This window comes from Actinomadura decatromicini (assembly GCF_008121305.1).
Classification (GTDB): Bacteria; Actinomycetota; Actinomycetes; order Streptosporangiales; family Streptosporangiaceae; genus Spirillospora; species Spirillospora syzygii.
This window is the reverse complement of record NZ_VSRQ01000004.1, coordinates 663235-680395: the sequence shown is the minus strand read 5'-3', so window position 1 is coordinate 680395 and position 17161 is coordinate 663235. Positions and strand designations below refer to the sequence as shown.

Annotated in this window: 17 protein-coding genes; 11 read left to right on the top strand and 6 right to left on the bottom strand. The window is 74.2% G+C overall.

Translation table 11 applies throughout. From position 1 onward, the window contains the following. Positions 1-27 precede the first annotated feature (27 nt). The gene (locus tag FXF68_RS21595) at positions 28-786 is read left to right on the top strand and encodes an ATP-binding cassette domain-containing protein (protein ID WP_148761941.1); all 759 of its coding nucleotides are present in this window, start codon (positions 28-30) and stop codon (positions 784-786) included. Continuing rightward, on the top strand, positions 786-2015 hold the full coding sequence (locus FXF68_RS21590; RefSeq protein ID WP_148762412.1) for an ROK family transcriptional regulator: 1230 nt from the start codon (positions 786-788) through the stop codon (positions 2013-2015). The genes FXF68_RS21595 and FXF68_RS21590 overlap by 1 nt, the downstream gene beginning before the upstream one ends. Here the strand turns inward: FXF68_RS21590 and FXF68_RS21585 are convergent. The 3 genes from FXF68_RS21585 to FXF68_RS21575 form a co-directional block, all read right to left on the bottom strand. Beyond that, a complete protein-coding gene (locus FXF68_RS21585) occupies positions 2008-2529 on the bottom strand; it encodes a flavin reductase family protein (protein WP_148761939.1) in 522 nt (173 codons plus the stop codon). The two genes, FXF68_RS21590 and FXF68_RS21585, sit on opposite strands and share 8 nt — an antisense overlap. Positions 2530-2809: 280 nt before the next feature. Beyond that, positions 2810-4192 (bottom strand): lysylphosphatidylglycerol synthase transmembrane domain-containing protein, encoded by a 1383-nt coding sequence (locus tag FXF68_RS21580; RefSeq protein WP_148761937.1) that lies wholly within the window; start codon positions 4190-4192, stop codon positions 2810-2812. A gap of 179 nt (positions 4193-4371) precedes the next feature. Further along, positions 4372-4641 (bottom strand): hypothetical protein, encoded by a 270-nt coding sequence (locus FXF68_RS21575; RefSeq protein ID WP_148761935.1) that lies wholly within the window; start codon positions 4639-4641, stop codon positions 4372-4374. Between the two features lie 173 nt (positions 4642-4814). On the opposite strand from FXF68_RS21575, the gene FXF68_RS21570 reads away from it, so the two are divergent. Continuing rightward, complete coding sequence (locus tag FXF68_RS21570) at positions 4815-5516, top strand: HAD family hydrolase (RefSeq protein ID WP_148761933.1); 702 nt, start codon at positions 4815-4817, stop codon at positions 5514-5516. 16 nt (positions 5517-5532) lie between these two features. On the opposite strand, the gene FXF68_RS21565 is transcribed toward FXF68_RS21570, so the two are convergent. The 3 genes from FXF68_RS21565 to FXF68_RS43970 all read right to left on the bottom strand — a co-directional run bounded on the left by FXF68_RS21565 (position 5533) and on the right by FXF68_RS43970 (position 8163). Then, complete coding sequence (locus FXF68_RS21565; protein ID WP_148761931.1) at positions 5533-6594, bottom strand: TRM11 family SAM-dependent methyltransferase; 1062 nt, start codon at positions 6592-6594, stop codon at positions 5533-5535. Between the two features lie 115 nt (positions 6595-6709). Beyond that, positions 6710-7027, bottom strand: a complete 318-nt coding sequence (locus tag FXF68_RS21560) for a hypothetical protein (RefSeq protein WP_148761929.1) — start codon at positions 7025-7027, stop codon at positions 6710-6712. A gap of 155 nt (positions 7028-7182) precedes the next feature. After that, complete coding sequence (locus tag FXF68_RS43970; RefSeq protein ID WP_246178848.1) at positions 7183-8163, bottom strand: ferritin-like domain-containing protein; 981 nt, start codon at positions 8161-8163, stop codon at positions 7183-7185. Between the two features lie 347 nt (positions 8164-8510). Between FXF68_RS43970 and rimP the strand changes: the two genes are divergently transcribed. The 8 genes from rimP to truB all read left to right on the top strand — a co-directional run bounded on the left by rimP (position 8511) and on the right by truB (position 17155). Beyond that, the gene (rimP, locus tag FXF68_RS21545) at positions 8511-9197 is read left to right on the top strand and encodes a ribosome maturation factor RimP (RefSeq protein WP_148761927.1); all 687 of its coding nucleotides are present in this window, start codon (positions 8511-8513) and stop codon (positions 9195-9197) included. Between the two features lie 25 nt (positions 9198-9222). Continuing rightward, positions 9223-10272: a transcription termination factor NusA gene (gene nusA / locus FXF68_RS21540; protein ID WP_148762408.1), complete on the top strand. Its 1050-nt coding sequence runs from the start codon at positions 9223-9225 to the stop codon at positions 10270-10272. 42 nt (positions 10273-10314) lie between these two features. After that, the gene (locus FXF68_RS21535) at positions 10315-10602 is read left to right on the top strand and encodes a YlxR family protein (protein WP_281292224.1); all 288 of its coding nucleotides are present in this window, start codon (positions 10315-10317) and stop codon (positions 10600-10602) included. Positions 10603-10711: 109 nt separating this feature from the next. Beyond that, on the top strand, positions 10712-13777 hold the full coding sequence (infB, locus tag FXF68_RS21530; protein ID WP_148761925.1) for a translation initiation factor IF-2: 3066 nt from the start codon (positions 10712-10714) through the stop codon (positions 13775-13777). A 281-nt stretch (positions 13778-14058) separates the two neighbouring features. After that, a complete protein-coding gene (locus FXF68_RS21525) occupies positions 14059-14370 on the top strand; it encodes a DUF503 domain-containing protein (protein WP_246178846.1) in 312 nt (103 codons plus the stop codon). Positions 14371-14453: 83 nt separating this feature from the next. Next, positions 14454-14993, top strand: coding sequence for a 30S ribosome-binding factor RbfA (rbfA, locus tag FXF68_RS21520; RefSeq protein WP_148761923.1), 540 nt, complete (start codon positions 14454-14456; stop codon positions 14991-14993). Beyond that, entirely contained in the window at positions 14990-16195 is a 1206-nt protein-coding gene (locus FXF68_RS21515) for a DHH family phosphoesterase (RefSeq protein ID WP_342787155.1), read from the top strand. The genes rbfA and FXF68_RS21515 overlap by 4 nt, the downstream gene beginning before the upstream one ends. Before the next feature lie 90 nt (positions 16196-16285). Beyond that, on the top strand, positions 16286-17155 hold the full coding sequence (gene truB, locus FXF68_RS21510) for a tRNA pseudouridine(55) synthase TruB (RefSeq protein ID WP_148761921.1): 870 nt from the start codon (positions 16286-16288) through the stop codon (positions 17153-17155). Positions 17156-17161: the final 6 nt, after the last annotated feature.

Here is a 17161-nt window from a genome sequence, read left to right as displayed (position 1 = left end):
GGTGTGGCACGGTGGGAGCCCCTCGGCATGTCGGTGACGCCAGTCCTGGATCTGCGCGGCGTCGACAAGAGCTTCGGTTCCGTCCGGGTGCTCCACGACGTCGCGTTCACCGCCTATCCGGGCGAGGTCACCGCGCTCGTCGGCGACAACGGCGCGGGCAAGACCACCCTCGTGAAGTGCATCGGCGGCATCGACCCGGTCGACCGGGGCGAGTACCGCTTCGAGGGGCGCCCGGTGCGGGTCGGTAGCCCGCGCGACGCGAGCCGGCTCGGCATCGAGGTCGTCCACCAGGACCTCGCGCTCTGCGAGAACCTCGACATCGTCCAGAACCTCTTCCTCGGCCGGGAGCGGCGCCGCGGCCTGTCCCTCGACGAGGACACGATGGAGGAGATGGCGCGGACGGCGCTGTCCGGGCTCGCCGTCCGGACGATGGGGTCGGTGCGGCGGCGGGTCTCGACGCTGTCCGGCGGGCAGCGGCAGACCGTCGCGATCGCCCGCGCCGTCCTCTACGACAGCAAGGTCGTCGTCCTGGACGAGCCCGCCGCCGCGCTCGGCGTCGCGCAGACCCAGCAGGTGCTGGAGACCGTCCGGCGGCTCGCCGACCGCGGCCTCGCCGTCGTGCTGATCTCGCACAACATGAACGACGTCTTCGCGGTCTCCGACCGGATCGCCGCCCTCTACCTCGGCCGGATGGTCGCCCAGGTCAAGACCGCCGACGTCACCCACCGGCAGATCGTCGAGCTGATCACCTCGGGCGCCGCCGGGGACTTCGGGCCGCGTCGATGATGAAGGGCGGACCGTCCCAGGAGGACATCCGGCGCCACAACCTCGGCACGCTGCTGCGGTTCGTGCACCTGCGCGGCCCGGCGTCGCGGGCCGTGCTCGCCGAGTCGCTCGGGCTCAACCGGAGCACGATCATGGCGCTGACGGCCGACCTCACGGCGGCGGGGCTCGTCCGGGAGGAGCTGCCGCGCGGTCCTGGACGGCGGGCCGGGCGGCCGTCCCTGGTCGTCCGGCCCGAGTCGACCCGCGTGTACGTGCTGGCGTTCGAGGTCGGCGTCGACCGGCTCGTCGTCGCCCGGGTGGGGCTCGGCGGCGTCGTCCTGGACCGGCGCGAGGGCGTCCGCGCCCGCGACTCCGACCCGGCCGGCCTGCTCGGCGTGCTCGTCGCGGGGGCGCGGGCGCTCGTCCGCAAGGCGGAGCGGGACGCGGTCTGCGTCGGCGCGACGGTCGGGTTCCCGGGCACCGTCCGCCGGTCCGACGACATGATCATGTTCGGGCCCAACCTGGACGTCGGCGACCTCCGGCTCGGCGACGCGCTGTCCCGCCGCCTCGGGCTCGGCATCCCGGTGTCGGTCTGCAACGACGCCAACCTCGGCGCGCTCGCCGAGCACGAGCGCGGCGCCGGGGTCGGCTGCGACAACCTGATCTACCTGCACGGGGACGTCGGCGTCGGCGGCGGCATCATCGCGCACGGGCGGCTGCTCGGCGGGGACGAGGGCTACGGCGGCGAGATCGGCCACATGATCGTCAACCCGGGCGGACGGCCCTGCGCGTGCGGTTCGAACGGCTGCCTGGAGGCCGAGGTGGGGGAGCGGACGCTGCTGTGCCTCGCGGGCCGCGAGGAGGTCCCCGGCCGGGCCGGGCGGGACGCGGTGCGCGACGTCGTCGCCGCCGCCGACGCGGGCGACATCGCCGCGCGGGAGGCGCTCCAGCGGGTCGGCGAGTGGCTCGGGCTCGGCGTCGCCAACCTCGTCAACGTGTTCAACCCCGGCATGGTCGTCTTCGGCGGGACGCTCCGCGACATCTACCTCGGGTCGGCGGCGCAGATCCGCAGCGTCCTCGCGACCGGGGCGCTCGCCGCGCCCCGCGAGAAGGTCAGGCTCCGCACCGCCGCGCTCGGGGACGACACGACCCTGGTCGGCGCGGCGGAGTTCGCCTTCGCCGAGGTCCTCGCCGATCCGCTCCAGGTGCTGGCGCGGCTGCGCGCCCCCGAGGGCTCGACCGTCAGCTGAACGTGCCGTAGGAGCTGCGGTAGAAGACGAGCGGCGCGCCGTCGTGGTGCTCGGCCAGGTCGAGGACGCGGGCGACGACGATCACGTGGTCGCCCGCGACGTGCTCCTGCTCCACCGCGCACTCGATCCAGGCGATCGCGTCGTCGATCATCGGGGCGCCGCCGGGGGACGCCGTCCAGCCGATCCCGGCGAACTTGTCGCCGCCCCGCAGCGCCAGCCGCTCGGACACCTCCAGCTGCGCCTCGCCCAGGATGCTGACGCACAGCAGGTCCGCGCCGCGCAGCCGCGGCCAGGTCGTGCTGGTGTGCGCCACGCAGAACGCGATGAGCGGCGGGTCGAGGGAGACGGACGTGAACGAGTTCGCGACCAGGCCCGCGGGGCGTCCCGTGCCCGGCTCGGCGGCGGCGACCGCGACCACGCCGGTCGCGAACCGGGCCAGCACCGAGCGGAAGGCGGCCGGGTCGACGGCGGTCAGCGGTCGACCGGAGGACGGGCCGTTGGGCGATCCGTACATGGCAGTCCGTTTCATGGCCGGGGCTGGGTCGCTGCCCACTAAAGCCCCTCGTGCGCCCTTCTGATTCCCCGGACCCGCGATCTCGGCCGAAGGTCCCGCCCCGACCTCAGCCCAACGACCGAACCACGCCGTCCCTTTCCGCGCGGCTCGTTGAGGACGGCCGGTTTCCGCGCGGCTCGTCGGGGACGGCCGGTCACAGCCGGGCGATTGCGGAGGCCGGTTACGGGCGAACCGGTTACCGACAGGCTGGTTACGGGCGAACCGGTTACCGAGAGGGCGGTTACGGGCGGCGGGGTTCGGCGGGGGTGTTCATGATGATCGCGGCGTAAGGGGTGAGGGCGACCCTGGTCGTGCCCTCCAGGAACACGCACACGGCCCCGGCCAGCCGCGCCTTGACGCGGGCCGGGACGCGGGGCCCCTCGTGCAGCGCGAGCCACGCGATCCAGCCGACCGTGACCACAGCCCAGTAGGACACGAGCCGGTAGAGGCCCACGGCCGCGACGGCGGGGGACAGCGTCGCGCCCAGCGCGACCAGCGACGCGGCCATGCTGCCCTCGATCGCGCCGAGGCCGCCGGGCAGCAGCGGCAGGATGCTGCCCGCCGCCTGCGCGGCGAAGTAGGTGAGGGCGACGCCGTCCAGGTCGACGGCGACGCCGACCGCGTGCGCGGCCGCCATCAGCGCCAGGATGTCGAACACCCAGTTCAGCACGGACAGCGCGATCAGCGCCGCCCAGTCGCGCCGGGTCGGGCGCAGCACCGCCGGGACGCCCGCCAGCCGCTCCGCGTGCGGCGCGATCCGGGGATGGGCGACCGCCGCGCGGTGCAGCCGCCGGAGCGGCGCGGTGACGAGGGCGCGCGTCGGCCGCCACGCGAGCGCGGCGGCGGCCAGCGCCGCCCCGGCGAGCGGGACGGACAGCGCCACCAGCGCCGGGCCGCGCGACCCCGGCGCGACGAGCAGCGCGGCCAGCCCGATCAGCGAGTACGCCGACGTGGTGATCACCCCGCCGGCGAGGATCACAGCCGTGGCGAGCTGCGCCGACGCCCCGTTGCGGCGGAACTGCCGGAACGTGTAGACGACGCTCACCGCGGGCCCGGCGGGCAGCGTCGTGGACAGCGCGTTGCTCGCGTAGGTGATCGCGCACGCGCGGCGCAGCGACATCCGCAGCCCGCCGATGCGCAGCAGCCTGCGCTGGAGCCGGGCGAACGCGCCCATCGACCCCGCCACGGCGAGGACGACCACCGTGAGCCAGCCCGCGTCGGCGTGCGACGCCGACGTCCACATGAGGCCGAGGTCGGGGAGCTGGTCCTGGTACAGCGGGAACGCGGCGAGCACGCCGACGAGCAGCGCCCACTGCGCGAGCACCCCGGCCCGCCGCCACCGAGGCCGCGCCCGCGCGCCCTCCGATGCGGCAGTGTCCGCGCTGAAAACGATGCTGTCGCCGTCAGTGCTGTCGGCGGTGCCGACGCCCGAGCTGTCCGCAGTGCCGATACCTGTGCTGGTCGGGGTGCTGGCGGTTGAGCTGTCGGCGGCGCTGGCGTCTCTGCTGTTCGCGGTGTCGACGTGCGTGCCGGCGGGGGTGCCGACGTGCGGGATCGCGTCCGTACCGTCTTTGGGGGCGGCGTCGGTCGGAGGGCGGACCGGTGCCGTGACTGTGTCGTGCATGTCCCGGTCACCTCGCAAGCTAGCCCCGCTTTGCGCAACCTATGCCGTGCCTATGACATTCCCCGCGGCATGAGGCCGAACCGCGGAGAAACTCTCGCCACACCCGTTACCCGGGCCGCGTTCCACGGGTTGATCAGGACTTCCGGCGGCCCGGCCGGGACGGCCCCGGCCGCCTTCGGTCAGGGTCGCCGGGTCGGGTTGACGGCGTCGGTCTCGGCGGCGACGTCCGGTCGCGGACGCTCGTCCTCGCCCGGCCGGGCGGCCTCCCGCTCGTACTCGGAGATGCCGAGGCCGTCCTCGCTCTCCTCCGGCTCCTCGATCCTCAGCCCCTCGGGCGGGTCGGTGACGTACTCCTCCGTCAGGGCGATCTGCTCGTCCTGCGTGTTGTCGCCCATGTCGTCGATGTCCGCGCGGAAGTCGCGGGACTCGCCGGGTTCGCGCGCCCTCATGGCTCCTCCCCGGTTAGATGGGTTTCACCTGGTTCGTTCCGTTTGCACCAGGTTTTGGTGTTGGACCGTTATCCCCGGTGTCGGGCGCGCTATTCGCGGGCGGCGCACGGCGGCGCGCGGTCCATGCCGAAATCAGGGGTGGTCTGTCGTACCCGGATGGTTACGATCCGGTCATGGGCGTAGAAGCTGTGATCTTCGACTGGGGCGGCACGCTGACCCCGTGGCACGACCTCGAACTGGCCGACATGTGGCGCGCGATCTGCTCCGCCCACCTCCCCCCGGACGACGTCGAGAAGGCCGCGACCGAGCTGGCCCGCGCCGAGCTCGACCTGTGGAAGCGCAGCGAGGAGGAGCACCGCAGCGGCACCCTGGACGAGCTCTTCGACCTCGCGGGCGTCCGGCCGACCGGCGAGATGCTCGCGACCCACTTCGAGGTCTGGACGCCGCACACCCACACCGATCCCGCCGTCCCCGAACTCTTCAACGCCCTCCGCGAGCGGGGGATCAAGGTCGGCGTCCTGTCCAACACGATATGGTCGCGCGACCTGCACGAGCGCATCTTCGCCCGGGACGACGTCCTGCACCTGCTCGACGGCGCCGTCTACTCCAGCGAGATCCCCTGGACGAAGCCGCACGCGGAGGCGTTCCGCGCCGCCATGGACGCCGTGGGCGCGGCCGACCCGTCGTCCTGCGTGTTCGTCGGCGACCGCCCCTACGACGACATCCACGGCGCCAAGTCAGCCGGGCTGCGCGCCGTGCAGATCTGGCACCAGACGACCCACGCCTTCGACCGTCCCGGCCTCGCCCCGCCCGACGCCCTCATCCACGACCTCGGCGAACTGCTCCCGCACGTGGAGCGCTGGCACGCCGTCTGACCGCGAGGCCGCCGGATCAGGGCTTGCGGGCGGTGATCAGGTCGCGGGTGATGGCCTGGTCGACCCGGTGGCGGAAACCGCGGTACGCCTCGGAGTCCCGCACCTCCAGCCCGCTGGAGGCGAGGATGTCGGCGAGGTCCTCGCGGCGTCCGACGTAGGTGTTCCAGGAGATGCCGACGGCGCCGCCCGGCCGCAGCAGCGCGGCCCATTCGGGGACGGCCGCCGCCAGCAGCTCGACGGGGCTGCGCGAGAGCTGCGGCTTCCCCCGGCGGCCCGGCTGCCCGCCCTTCGGACGGCTCCCGTGCTGCACCCCGTACGGCGCGTCCGTCACGATCAGGTCGAACGAGGCGGGACGGAAGAACCTCCCGGCGGCGAGGGAGTCGGCGTTCACGACGGTGATCTCCATCGTCTCGCCGCTCTTGTACCGCTCCTTGGACGCGCCGAGCGTCACGTGGAGGCGGCGTCCGAGCACGGCCTTCTCGCGGCGGATGTTGGCGATCTCCGCCTGGTGCTTCACCCTGTTGTTCTTCAGCCAGGTCTTGATGAAGGCGGCGTAGGCGTCGAAGTCCTTGGCGTCGATGTCGATCCCGGCTGCGTCCAGGCCGTACATCATGGCCTGGTTGAGGGTCGTGCCCCGGCCGCACATCGGGTCGAGGACGCGCGGGCGTCCCGTCACCAGGTCCATGGGGGAGCCGGACGCCATCGCGGTGACGTTCAGCAGCAGCTTGGTGAAGTACTCGTTCGTCTTGCCGGAGTACTTCTGGATGGTGAGCAGGTCACTGCCGAACAGGTCGAGCGGCTGCAACATGACGGGACGCAGCAGCTCGCCGTCCTCGATCCGGAACAGCGCGTAGAGCGACGACAGGTTCGACAGGAGGCGGACGTCCTGCTCCGACAGCTCGTCCGCAGTGAACGTCACGTACGGGACGCCGCCGATGGACGTCTCGCGGATGTCGCGGACGCGCCCGTCCAGGGCCCGTTCGCTGAACACCGCCAGCTCCGCCTTCACGAGCCCGGCGGCGGCCTGTGCGTAGACCCGGTTGTGCGAGGGGGAGACGAGGAGGCCGTACGCGGTCATTCGCCCGACCCTACCGGCTCGCTGAAGCCCGGCCAGCCGCAGACGGCGGAGGCCGCCGGGAGCGGTGCTCCCGGCGGCCTGCGCGCGATCCTCGGACGGGCCGTTCCCTCCCGGTTCAGGCGGCCCGCGCCGGACGCTCCCCGTCACCGGACTCGCCGGACGGGGAGGCCGCGGGCAGGGCCCGCCGGGCGGCGGCCGGAAGCTCCGGCGGCCCGCCCGGCTCCAGGTCGGGAAGGTGACGCGCGGCGGCGGCCAGCAGTTCCTGCACGCTGCTCTTCAGGCTGGCGAGGTCGGCCCGCGCCACGTCGGCCTGCGCCTGGGCCCGCCGCGCCTGGCGGTGCGCGGCGTCCCGCTCGGCGGCGAGCCGGGTGAGCTGCTCGTGGTAGGCGGCCCGCAGTTCGTCCAGGGCGCTGCGCTGCGGAGTGGTGGACATGCCGGTCTGGACTCCCTCCCCCGAGATCATCCCTTTGAAAGGGACTAACGCGATCAAACAGGCGTTTCGTTCCCGCCGTGCGGCAGATCACTCGCCCTGATCGAGACGGAATCGGAACAGACCGGCCGCGGGCCGGAGGAGGGCCGGACCGCGGCTCACCCGCCGGGTTCGGGACGCGGATCCACCGCCGCGTCCGGCAGCCCGGGGAAGGCGTCCGCGGGCATCGCCACGCCCGCCCTGGTGCGCCAGGCGGCCGACCGCGCCACCGCCCGCCGCGCCCCGTCGGCGGCGAGGGCGCGCAGGCCGGGGGACGAGACCCCGGCGAGCCCGACATAGGCGGGGACGAGCCCGTCCTCCAGCGCCGCCGCGAGCTGCGCGGCGGCGCGCGCGGACGTCGGCCGGACGGGCAGCCGGTAGGCGGGCGCGGCCGCGACGGGCGTCCCGGACACGACGGCGATCAGCCGGTCGCGCTGGTCGCGGTGCTGCTCCCAGACGGCCTTCGCGATCTCGCGCAGCGTCCCGGCGAGCCGGGCGCCGAGCACCCCGTACCCGTAGACCGCCGCGTGCTCGGCGGCCAGCGCCCGCTGGACGGCCTCGGCGTCCGACCGCGTCCCGACCGCCGGGGGCCGCCCCTTCACCGTCATGGCGTGGCCCGCCTCGCACGCGCCGATGCTCGCCAGCAGTTGGGCCAGCGCGGGGGTGGCCTTCGCGGCGTCCGCCGTCCGCGCAAGCGCCGCGCGTTCCTCCAGGTCGCGCAACTGGGCGAGGGCGCCGCCGCCGATCGGCACCGGCACCGCGCGCGGGGCCGGGATCGCGCCGCCCTCGTCGGCCCGGTCGCCCGAGCCCGGCACGTAGTGCCGCCGCAGGGCGGCGAGGTGCGCGCGATGGTGGGCGAGGACCGGCGCCAGCCGCTTCACCAGCCACGACTCCGCCGACCTGGCCGCCGCGTACGCCGCCTCGTAGGTGGCGACGAGGTCCTGCTCGGACGCGATCGCCGCCGCGAGCGTCGACACGTCCGTCCGCGGGGCGGCCTCCGCGGCGCACCCCGCCAGCCACGGCAGGGCGAGCGCGCCGCCCGCCAGCGCCGCGCCCCGGCCGAGCAGCGCCCGGCGCGACAGCATTCCGGGTGACAGCATTCCGGGTGACAGGGTTCCGGGGGACGGGCGTTCGGGGGACGGGGATTCGGGCGACAGCATTTCGGGCAGGCGCGGCTGAGGTACCGGCCGGGTGCCCCGCGGGGGTCCCGGCGTGCGCGTCCCGGCCTCTGGCAAGGGGGTCTCCTCACCCGGTGACGTGGTGGCGGCGGCCTGGCGCGGCCCCGGGAGCGGGGGCGCCCATCAGGCCAGCTCAAGCATTCCATATCCGCCGCGCCGGTGAGCCGTCCGAAAAACCGCTGCGGTCTCCGGCTGTCGATAGTCTTGAGGTGTCAACGGACGAGCGGCGACATCCGCCCATCACGGGCGGCACAACAGGAGGAGGTCCCATGAGCGTCGAGTCCCGCGGTGGCCGCGCTCAGGGGAGGCGCGGCGAGGCAGGCCGCGCCGCCGGTCGCGAACCCGCCCGGACGGACGCGCCCGCGCGTCCCGGCCGGGCCGCCGCCGTCGCCGAGCTGACCGCGCTGCTCGCGCCCGCCGTGGCCGCGGCGGGCTTCGACCTGGAGGAGGTCGAGGTGCGCCCCGCCGGGCGGCGCCGGCTGGTCCGCGTCGTCGTGGACGGCGACGACGGCGTCGGCCTCGACGACATCGCCGCGATCAGCGAGCGCGCCTCCGCGCTGCTCGACGCCGCCGACGCCATGGGGACCACGCCATACGTGCTGGAGGTGTCCTCCCCGGGCGTCGACCGCCCCCTCACCGAACCGCGGCACTGGCGCCGCGCCGTCGGGCGGCTGGTCGTCGCCCCGCTGACCGAGGGCGGCCAGATCGAGGGCCGGGTGGTCGCGGCCGACGACACGGCCGTGGAGATCGACGTCGTCCAGAAGCGCAGGGGCAAGGGAGCCGGCGCGGGCGGCGCCGGGTCCGCCGGGCGGCAGGCCGCCAAGTCCCCCGGGAAGCCCGCCGGGACCGTGCGCCGCCGGTTCGGCCTGGGCGAGCTGGGGCGCGGCCGCGTGCAGGTGGAGTTCAGCCCGCCGCGCACGGCCGAGGGAACGCGTTCTCCGGCTGAGCCGGACTAGAGGGGGGAACCTCGTGGACATCGACATGACCGCCCTGCGGTCCCTGGAGAGCGAGAAGGACATCTCGCTCGACGTGGCCGTCAAGGCCATCGAAGACGCGCTGCTGATCGCCTACCACCGGACGGAGGGCGCCGCGCCCCGCGCGCGCGTCGAGCTCGACCGGCAGAGCGGGCACGTCACCGTGTGGGCGACCGAGACCGACGACGAGGACAACGCCGTCGGGGAGTACGACGACACCCCGTCCGGGTTCGGGCGGATCGCCGCGACCACCGCCAAGCAGGTCATCCTCCAGCGCCTGCGCGACGCCGAGGACGAGCTGACCTTCGGCGAGTACGCGGGCCGCGAGGGCGACATCGTCAGCGGCATCATCCAGCAGGGCAAGGACCCGCGGAACGTGCTCGTCGACCTCGGCAAGATCGAGGCCGTGCTGCCGCCGCAGGAGCAGGTGCCCGGCGAGCGCTACGAGCACGGCGAGCGGCTGCGCGCGTACGTGGTGCAGGTCCGCAAGGGGCACCGCGGCCCGTCGGTGCAGCTCTCCCGGACGCACCCGAACCTCGTCCGCAAGCTGTTCGCGCTGGAGGTCCCGGAGATCGCGGACGGCACCGTCGAGATCGCGGCGATCGCCCGCGAGGCGGGCCACCGCACCAAGATCGCGGTGCGCTCGCGCAAGACCGGGGTGAACGCCAAGGGCGCCTGCATCGGCCCGCTCGGCAGCCGCGTCCGCAACGTGATGGCCGAGCTGCACGGCGAGAAGATCGACATCGTCGACTGGTCGGACGACCCGGCCGAGTTCGTCGGGAATGCGCTGTCGCCCGCGCGGGTTTCCCATGTGGAGGTCGTGGACGCCGACGCCAGGGTCGCCCGGGTCGTCGTCCCCGACTACCAGTTGTCCCTGGCCATCGGCAAGGAGGGGCAGAACGCGCGGCTCGCCGCGCGGCTCACCGGCTGGCGGATCGACATCAGGTCCGACACCGAACCCGAGCAGACGCCTTCGAAGGTCGCCGAATCCGACGAAACGGGATCTTCTACGCCAGGGGCCCATGCGACCGGCCCCGCCGACGCGTCGGCGCGGTAGACTCATGAAACGTGGCCGGGCGGCCCGATACAGGTTCGGGCGGTGAACTCAGTTCGCACGTGTGTGGGTTGCCGGGTTCGCACGGTCAAGTCCGACTTGCTGCGCCTTGTTGTGGTCGAGGACGTCATCGTCCCCGACCCGCGTGGGCGGCTGCCGGGGCGGGGCGCGCATCTGCACCCCGATCCGGAGTGCCTTGAGCTCGCAGAGCGGCGTCGGGCGTTCCCGCGGGCCTTCCGCCTGCCGGGGCCGCTCGACAGCGCGGCGCTGCGGGCGTGGCTTGCGGCCCGCGCCGCGCGGCAGCAGGATGGCCGAATGGAAAGCGACGTCTAGTCGGAAGCAGGTCGAGATTGCTATGAGCGCTCGATGAGCACGCCGCGATGAGTACGGCAAGGTAGCGACGGTCCGGAGGCCGCACCCCCGGACCGAGTTAGGGAGTGCAGTGGCGAAGGTCCGGGTGTACGAACTCGCCAAAGAGTTCGGTGTAGAGAGCAAGGTCGTCATGGCCAAGCTCCAGGAGATGGGCGAGTTCGTAAGGTCGGCGTCCTCCACGATCGAGGCGCCGGTCGTCCGCAGGCTCACAGAAGCCTTCTCAAATTCTTCTTCCTCCAAGCAGGGGGACAGGCGGGCCGCGCCGAAGCGCCCTTCGGCGCCGCGGCCCGCCGCGCCGCGTCCGGGTCCGCCCGGCGGCGGCGATTCCCAGGGTTCGCGCCAGCAGGCCCCGCGGCCTGCCGCGCCGCGCCCGCCCGCGCCGAAGCCGGGCCCCGGCGCCCCGGGCCCCGGGCCCGGCGTTCCGAGCCCCGGCGGCCAGGGCGGCCCCGGCGGCCAGGGCGCTCCGGGCGGCGGCCCGCGTCCGGGTCCGCCCCGGCCGGTCCCGCCCGCGCCGAGCACGCCGGTGAACGCGCCCGCGGCGCAGGCGCCGAGCGCGCCGCCCGCGGCCGCTCCCGGCGGTCAGGCCGGCGGTCAGGGCGGTTCCGGCGGCGCCGGTACCCGCGCGCCGGGCGGCGGTGGCGGCCCGAAGCCGGGCCCCCGCGGTCCGAAGCCCGGCCCGCGTCCCGGCCCCCGGCAGGGCGGCGAGCGCGGCGGCCGTGGCCCCGGTGGGCCGCGTCCGGGCAACAACCCGTTCAGCTCGACCAACACCGGCATGGGCCAGGCGCCCAAGCCCGGTCCGCGTCCCGGCCCGCGCCAGGGCGCCGGTGACCGTCCCGGCGGCGGCGAGCGCGGCGACCGCGGTGCCCGTCCCGGGCCGCGGCCCGGCGGCGCTCCGGGCGCCGGCGGTCCCCGTCCGAACCCGGGCGGCATGCCGCCCCGGCCGGGCGGTCCGCGTCCGAGCCCGATGAACATGCCGTCCTCGCGGCCGTCCGGCGCCCCCGGGCGCGGCGGTCCCGGCGGCGGTGGCGGCGGTCGCGGCCCAGGCGGCGGCGGTCGCGGTCCCGGCGGCGGTGGCCGCGGTCCGGGCGGCGGCGGTCGTCCCGGCGGCGGCGGCGGCTTCGGCGCGCCCCGCGCGGGCGGCGGCGGTGGCGGCGGCGGTCGTCCCGGCTTCGGGCCCCGCCCCGGTGGCGGCGGTCGCGGACGCGGCGGCACGCAGGGCGCGTTCGGCCGTCCGGGCGGACGTCCCGCGCGCGGTCGCAAGTCGAAGCGGGCGCGTCGTCAGGAGTTCGAGAACATGCAGGCCCCCGCGGTCGGCGGCGTCTCGGCTCCGCGCGGCGGCGGCAAGACGATCCGGCTGCCGCAGGGCGCGTCCCTGACCGACTTCGCCGAGAAGATCGGCGCCAACCCGGCGTCGCTCGTCGCGATCATGATGCACCTCGGCAAGATGGTCACCGCGACCCAGTCCGTCGACCCCGACGACCTGATGGCGCTCGGGCTCGAACTGGACTTCGACGTCCAGGTCGTCAGCCCCGAGGACGAGGACCGCGCGCTCCTCGAGTCGTTCGACATCGAGTACGGCGAGGACGAGGGCGGCGAGGAGCACCTCCAGTCCCGTCCGCCGGTCGTCACCGTCATGGGCCACGTCGACCACGGAAAGACCAAGCTGCTGGACGCCGTCCGCCACGCCAACGTGCAGGCGGGCGAGGCCGGCGGCATCACCCAGCACATCGGCGCCTACCAGGTGGAGACGGAGGTCGACGGCGAGAAGCGCGCCATCACCTTCATCGACACCCCGGGCCACGAGGCGTTCACCGCCATGCGCGCCCGCGGCGCCGACACCACCGACCTGGTGGTGCTGGTGGTCGCCGCCGACGACGGCGTCAAGCCGCAGACCACGGAGGCGATCGACCACGCCACCGCGGCCGGGGTGCCGATCGTCGTCGCGGTCAACAAGATCGACGTCGAGGGCGCCGACCCGAACCGGGTGCGGGCGCAGCTCACCGAGTACGGCCTGGTCGCCGAGGAGTTCGGTGGTCAGACGCAGTTCGTCGACGTGTCCGCCAGGGAGCGGATCAACATCGACGGGCTGCTGGAGGCGATCGTCCTGACCGCCGACGCCGAACTCGACCTGAAGGCCAACCCCGACATGCCCGCCCAGGGCTCCGCGATCGAGGCCCATCTCGACAAGGGCCGGGGCGCCGTGGCGACCGTGCTGGTGCAGCGCGGCACGCTGCGGGTCGGCGACTCGATCGTCTGCGGCGTGGCGCACGGCCGCGTCCGGGCGATGCTCGACGAGAACCTGGAGAACATCACGGAGGCGGGTCCGTCCCGCCCGGTGGAGGTGCTCGGCCTCGCGGCCGTGCCCGGCGCCGGTGACAACTTCCTCGTCGTCGAGGACGACCGGATCGCCCGGCAGATCGCCGACAAGCGGGTCGCGCGCAAGCGCAACGCCGAACTGCTCAAGAGCCGCAAGAGCAGCTCCCTCGAAGAGCTGTTCAAGGACCTGGAGCGCGGCGAGCGGCAGGAGCTGCTGCTCATCCTCAAGGGCGACGTGTCCGGCTCCGTGGAGGCGCTGGAGGACTCCCTGCTCAAGATCGACGTGGGCGAGGAGGTCAACCTGCGGATCATCCGCCGCGGCGTCGGCGCGATCACGCAGGACGACGTCAACCTGTCGCTGGCGTCCGAGGGCGCGGTCATCATCGGATTCAACGTGCGTCCCGAGCGGAACGCGCAGGAGCTGGCCGACCGCGAGGGCGTCGACATCCGGTACTACTCGATCATCTACCAGGCGATCGAGGAGATCGAGGCGGCCCTCAAGGGCATGCTCAAGCCGGAGTTCGAGGAGGTCCAGCTCGGCCAGGCCGAGATCCGCGAGATCTTCAAGGTGCCGCGGATCGGCAGCGTCGCGGGTTCGATGGTCACTTCGGGGATCATCCAGCGCAACGCCAAGGCCAGGCTCGTCCGCGACGGCGTCGTCGTCGCCGACAACCTCACGGTGTCGTCGCTGCGCCGCTTCAAGGACGACGCGACCGAGGTCCGCGAGGGCTTCGAGTGCGGTATCGGCGTGGGCTACAACGACATCAAGCTCGGCGACGTCATCGAGTGCTTCGAGATGCGGGAGAAGCCGCGCGACTGAGGTCGCGCGACCAGGCCGCGCACGTCCGCGCGGCACCGGCCGGACACCCGTCCGGCCGGTGCCGCGCGGCGTCCGGCCGGGCGTTCCCGCGGGCGCGCCGACGTGATCGTCAAACGCCGACATGATCGCGGCGCGATCGCGACGTGATCGTTTAATCCGGTGACACGACGCCAGGCGGATCTTCTAGCCTGGCGTCTGTCATGTCCGGCCCGTCCCCGTCCCGGGGCGGGCCGGGAACACGGCGGGCAGGCACCGTCGTTCAGTCTTCTGTAGATCCCGAGGTGATCGGCCAGGTGTACGTGGGTGCGCTGACGCTCGACCTGCTGCTGGGGGACGTCCGCTCGCTGAAGCAGAAGCGGTCCGTCCTGCGGCCTCTCATCGCGGAGGTGCAGAAGCACTTCCCGGGGGTGGCCGTCGCCGAGACCGGCGACAACGACCTGTACCGCAGGGCGGAGATCGGGGTGGCGGTGGTCTCGGGCACCGCCGCGAACTGCACCCAGGTGCTCGACAGGTGCGAACGGCTCGTGGCCGGGAGGCCGGAGATAGAACTGCTGTCCGCGAGGCAGCGGCTTTTCAACGACGACGACGAGTGAGTGTGTCCCCCCGGAGTGGGGGAGGCGGACGGGCGTCGTTGGACCATAGAGGGGTCCGCAGACCACAGAAAGGGAGTGCGATCATGGTGGACGCAGCCCGGGCGCGCAAGCTCGCCGACCGCATCCAGCAGATCGTGGCCGAGATGCTGGAGCGGCGGATCAAGGACCCGCGGCTCGGCTTCGTGACCGTGACGGACACCCGCATCACCAACGACCTGCGCGACGCGACCGTGTACTACACGGTGTACGGGTCGGACGGCGAGCGCGCCGAGACGGCCGCCGCGCTGGAGAGCGCCAAGGGCGTCATCCGGTCGGAGGTGGGCCGGAAGACCGGGGTCCGGCACACGCCCAGCATCACGTTCGTCATGGACTCCCTCATGGAGAACGCGGCGCACATCGACGACCTGCTGGCCAAGGCCAGGGCGAAGGACGCCGAGGTGGCGAAGACGGCGCAGGGCGCGTCCCCGGCGGGCGACCCGAACCCCTACCGCGTCGCCGATGAAGACGAGGACGCCGACGCGGACGGCGACACGGCCGAGGACGCGGACACCGACGACGGCTCCGCCGGGCCGCCCGGAGCGGCGGACGGCGCGGTCGGCCGGCCGGGCCGCCCGCCGTCGTGATCGGGGACGAGGGGCGCGCGGAGGCGCCCGGCCCCGGAAGTTCCGGGGAATGGCCGCCGCACGACGCGGGCGGGCATTCCGTCACCGGGCACGACGTCGTCTCGCGCAACGGCGCGGGCCGCCGCGTCACCGACCCCGCCTTCGCGCCCACCGCGCCCACTCAGCCCACCGCCGTGACCGCCCTCCCCGCGTCGCCCGTCCCCACCGGACCGGTGGAGGCGCCGCCCGCGGAGCTGGAGTGGGACCGCGCCGTCGAGCTGATCCACGCGGCCGGGGAGGTGTCCCTCGCCTGCCACGTGGCCCCGGACGGCGACGCGCTCGGCTCGATGCTGGCGCTCGCGCAGGCGCTCCGCTCGCTCGGCAAGCGTTGTTTCGCGTCCTTCGGCGAGCCGTTCGCCGTCCCGGCCATCCTGCGGTTCCTGCCCGGCCAGGAGCTGCTGGTCGAGCCCGCCGCGATGCCGCCCGCGCCGGAGCTGATGATCTCCCTGGACGCGGCCGGGCGGGCCCGCCTCGGCGCCCTCGCCGACGCGGCCGACCGGGCCGGTTCGCTGATCGTGGTGGACCACCACGCGTCCAACACGGGGTTCGGCGGCGTGCGGCTCGTCGACCCGGACGCGGCCGCGACGGCGGTGCTCGTCGAGGAGCTGATCCGCAGGCTCGGCGTCCCGCTCGACCAGGACATCGCGCAGGGCCTGTACGCGGGCCTCGCCAGCGACACCGGCTCGTTCAAGTACCCGTGCACGACCCCGGAGGTCCACGACCTGGCGGGACGGCTGCTCACCGCCGGCGTCCGGCCGGAGGCCGTCAGCCGCGAGCTGTGGGACCGGGCGCCGTTCGGCTACCTCCAGGTCCTCGCGGGCGCGCTGTCGCGGGCCCGGCTGGAGCGCGACGCCGCGGGCGGCCGCGGCCTCGTCTGGACGACGATCGCCCGGTCCGACCGCCGCTCCGTCCCCTACGACCAGCTCGAAGGGATAATCGACCAGCTCCGCCGGACGGACGAGGCCGAGGTCGCCGTCGTCTGCAAGGAGACCGACGACGGGCGCTGGTACTTCTCCGTCCGGTCCAAGGGCAACATCGACCTGAGCGTGGTGTGCGCGGCGCTGAACGGCGGCGGCCACCGCGAGATGGCGGGCTTCCTCTGGTCCGGCACCGTGGACGAGGCGCTCGACCGCCTCCGCGCACTGCTCCCCGCCGACGCCTGACGGCGCCGACCGGCCGCGCGGCCCGGGGTCCGGAGGCCGTTAGAATCGGCGTCTTCCGCTGTCCGCCTAGGTCGAGGTGAAGCTAGAGCCATGGAATCGGGGCTTGTCATCGTGGACAAGCCGGCGGGCTGGACGTCCCACGACGTCGTCGGCCGGATGCGGCGGCTCGCGAAGACCCGGCGGGTCGGGCACGCGGGCACCCTGGACCCGATGGCGACGGGCGTCCTCGTCCTCGGCGTCGGGAAGGCGACGCGCCTCCTCGGGCACCTGGCGCTGACGGAGAAGGCGTACGACGGCACGATCCGGCTGGGCGAGTCGACCAACACCGACGACGCCGAGGGCGAGACCACGGCGACCTCGCCGGCCGACGGCGTCACCGACGCGGAGCTGCGCGCCGGGATCGCCGCGCTGACCGGGCCGATCCGGCAGGTCCCGCCGCAGGTCAGCGCGATCAAGGTGAACGGGGAGCGGGCCTACAGGATGGCGCGCAAGGGCGAGGAGGTCGATCTCGCCGCCCGCCCCGTCACCGTGCACGGCTTCACGGTCACCGACGTCCGGCGGCACGGCGAGCTGATCGACGTGGACGCGACCGTCGTCTGCTCGTCCGGCACCTACATCCGCGCGCTGGCCCGCGACCTCGGCGCGTCGCTCGGCTGCGGCGGGCACCTCACCGCGCTGCGCCGCACCCGCGTCGGCCCGTACGACCTGTCCATGGCGCGGACGCTCGACCGCCTCGCCGAGGACCTGGAGATCATCCCGATGGAGGACGCGGTGGCCGCCGTGTTCCCGCGCCGGGACGTGTCCGACGACGACGCCCGCAAGGTCGCGCACGGCGGACGGCTCCCGGCGGCGGGCCTCGGTCCCGGTCCCGTCGGGGTCTTCGCGCCGGACGGCTCGCTCCTCGCGCTCGTCGAGGAGCGGGGCGAGGTCGCGAAACCCCTGGCAGTCTTCGTCCCATAACTCCTG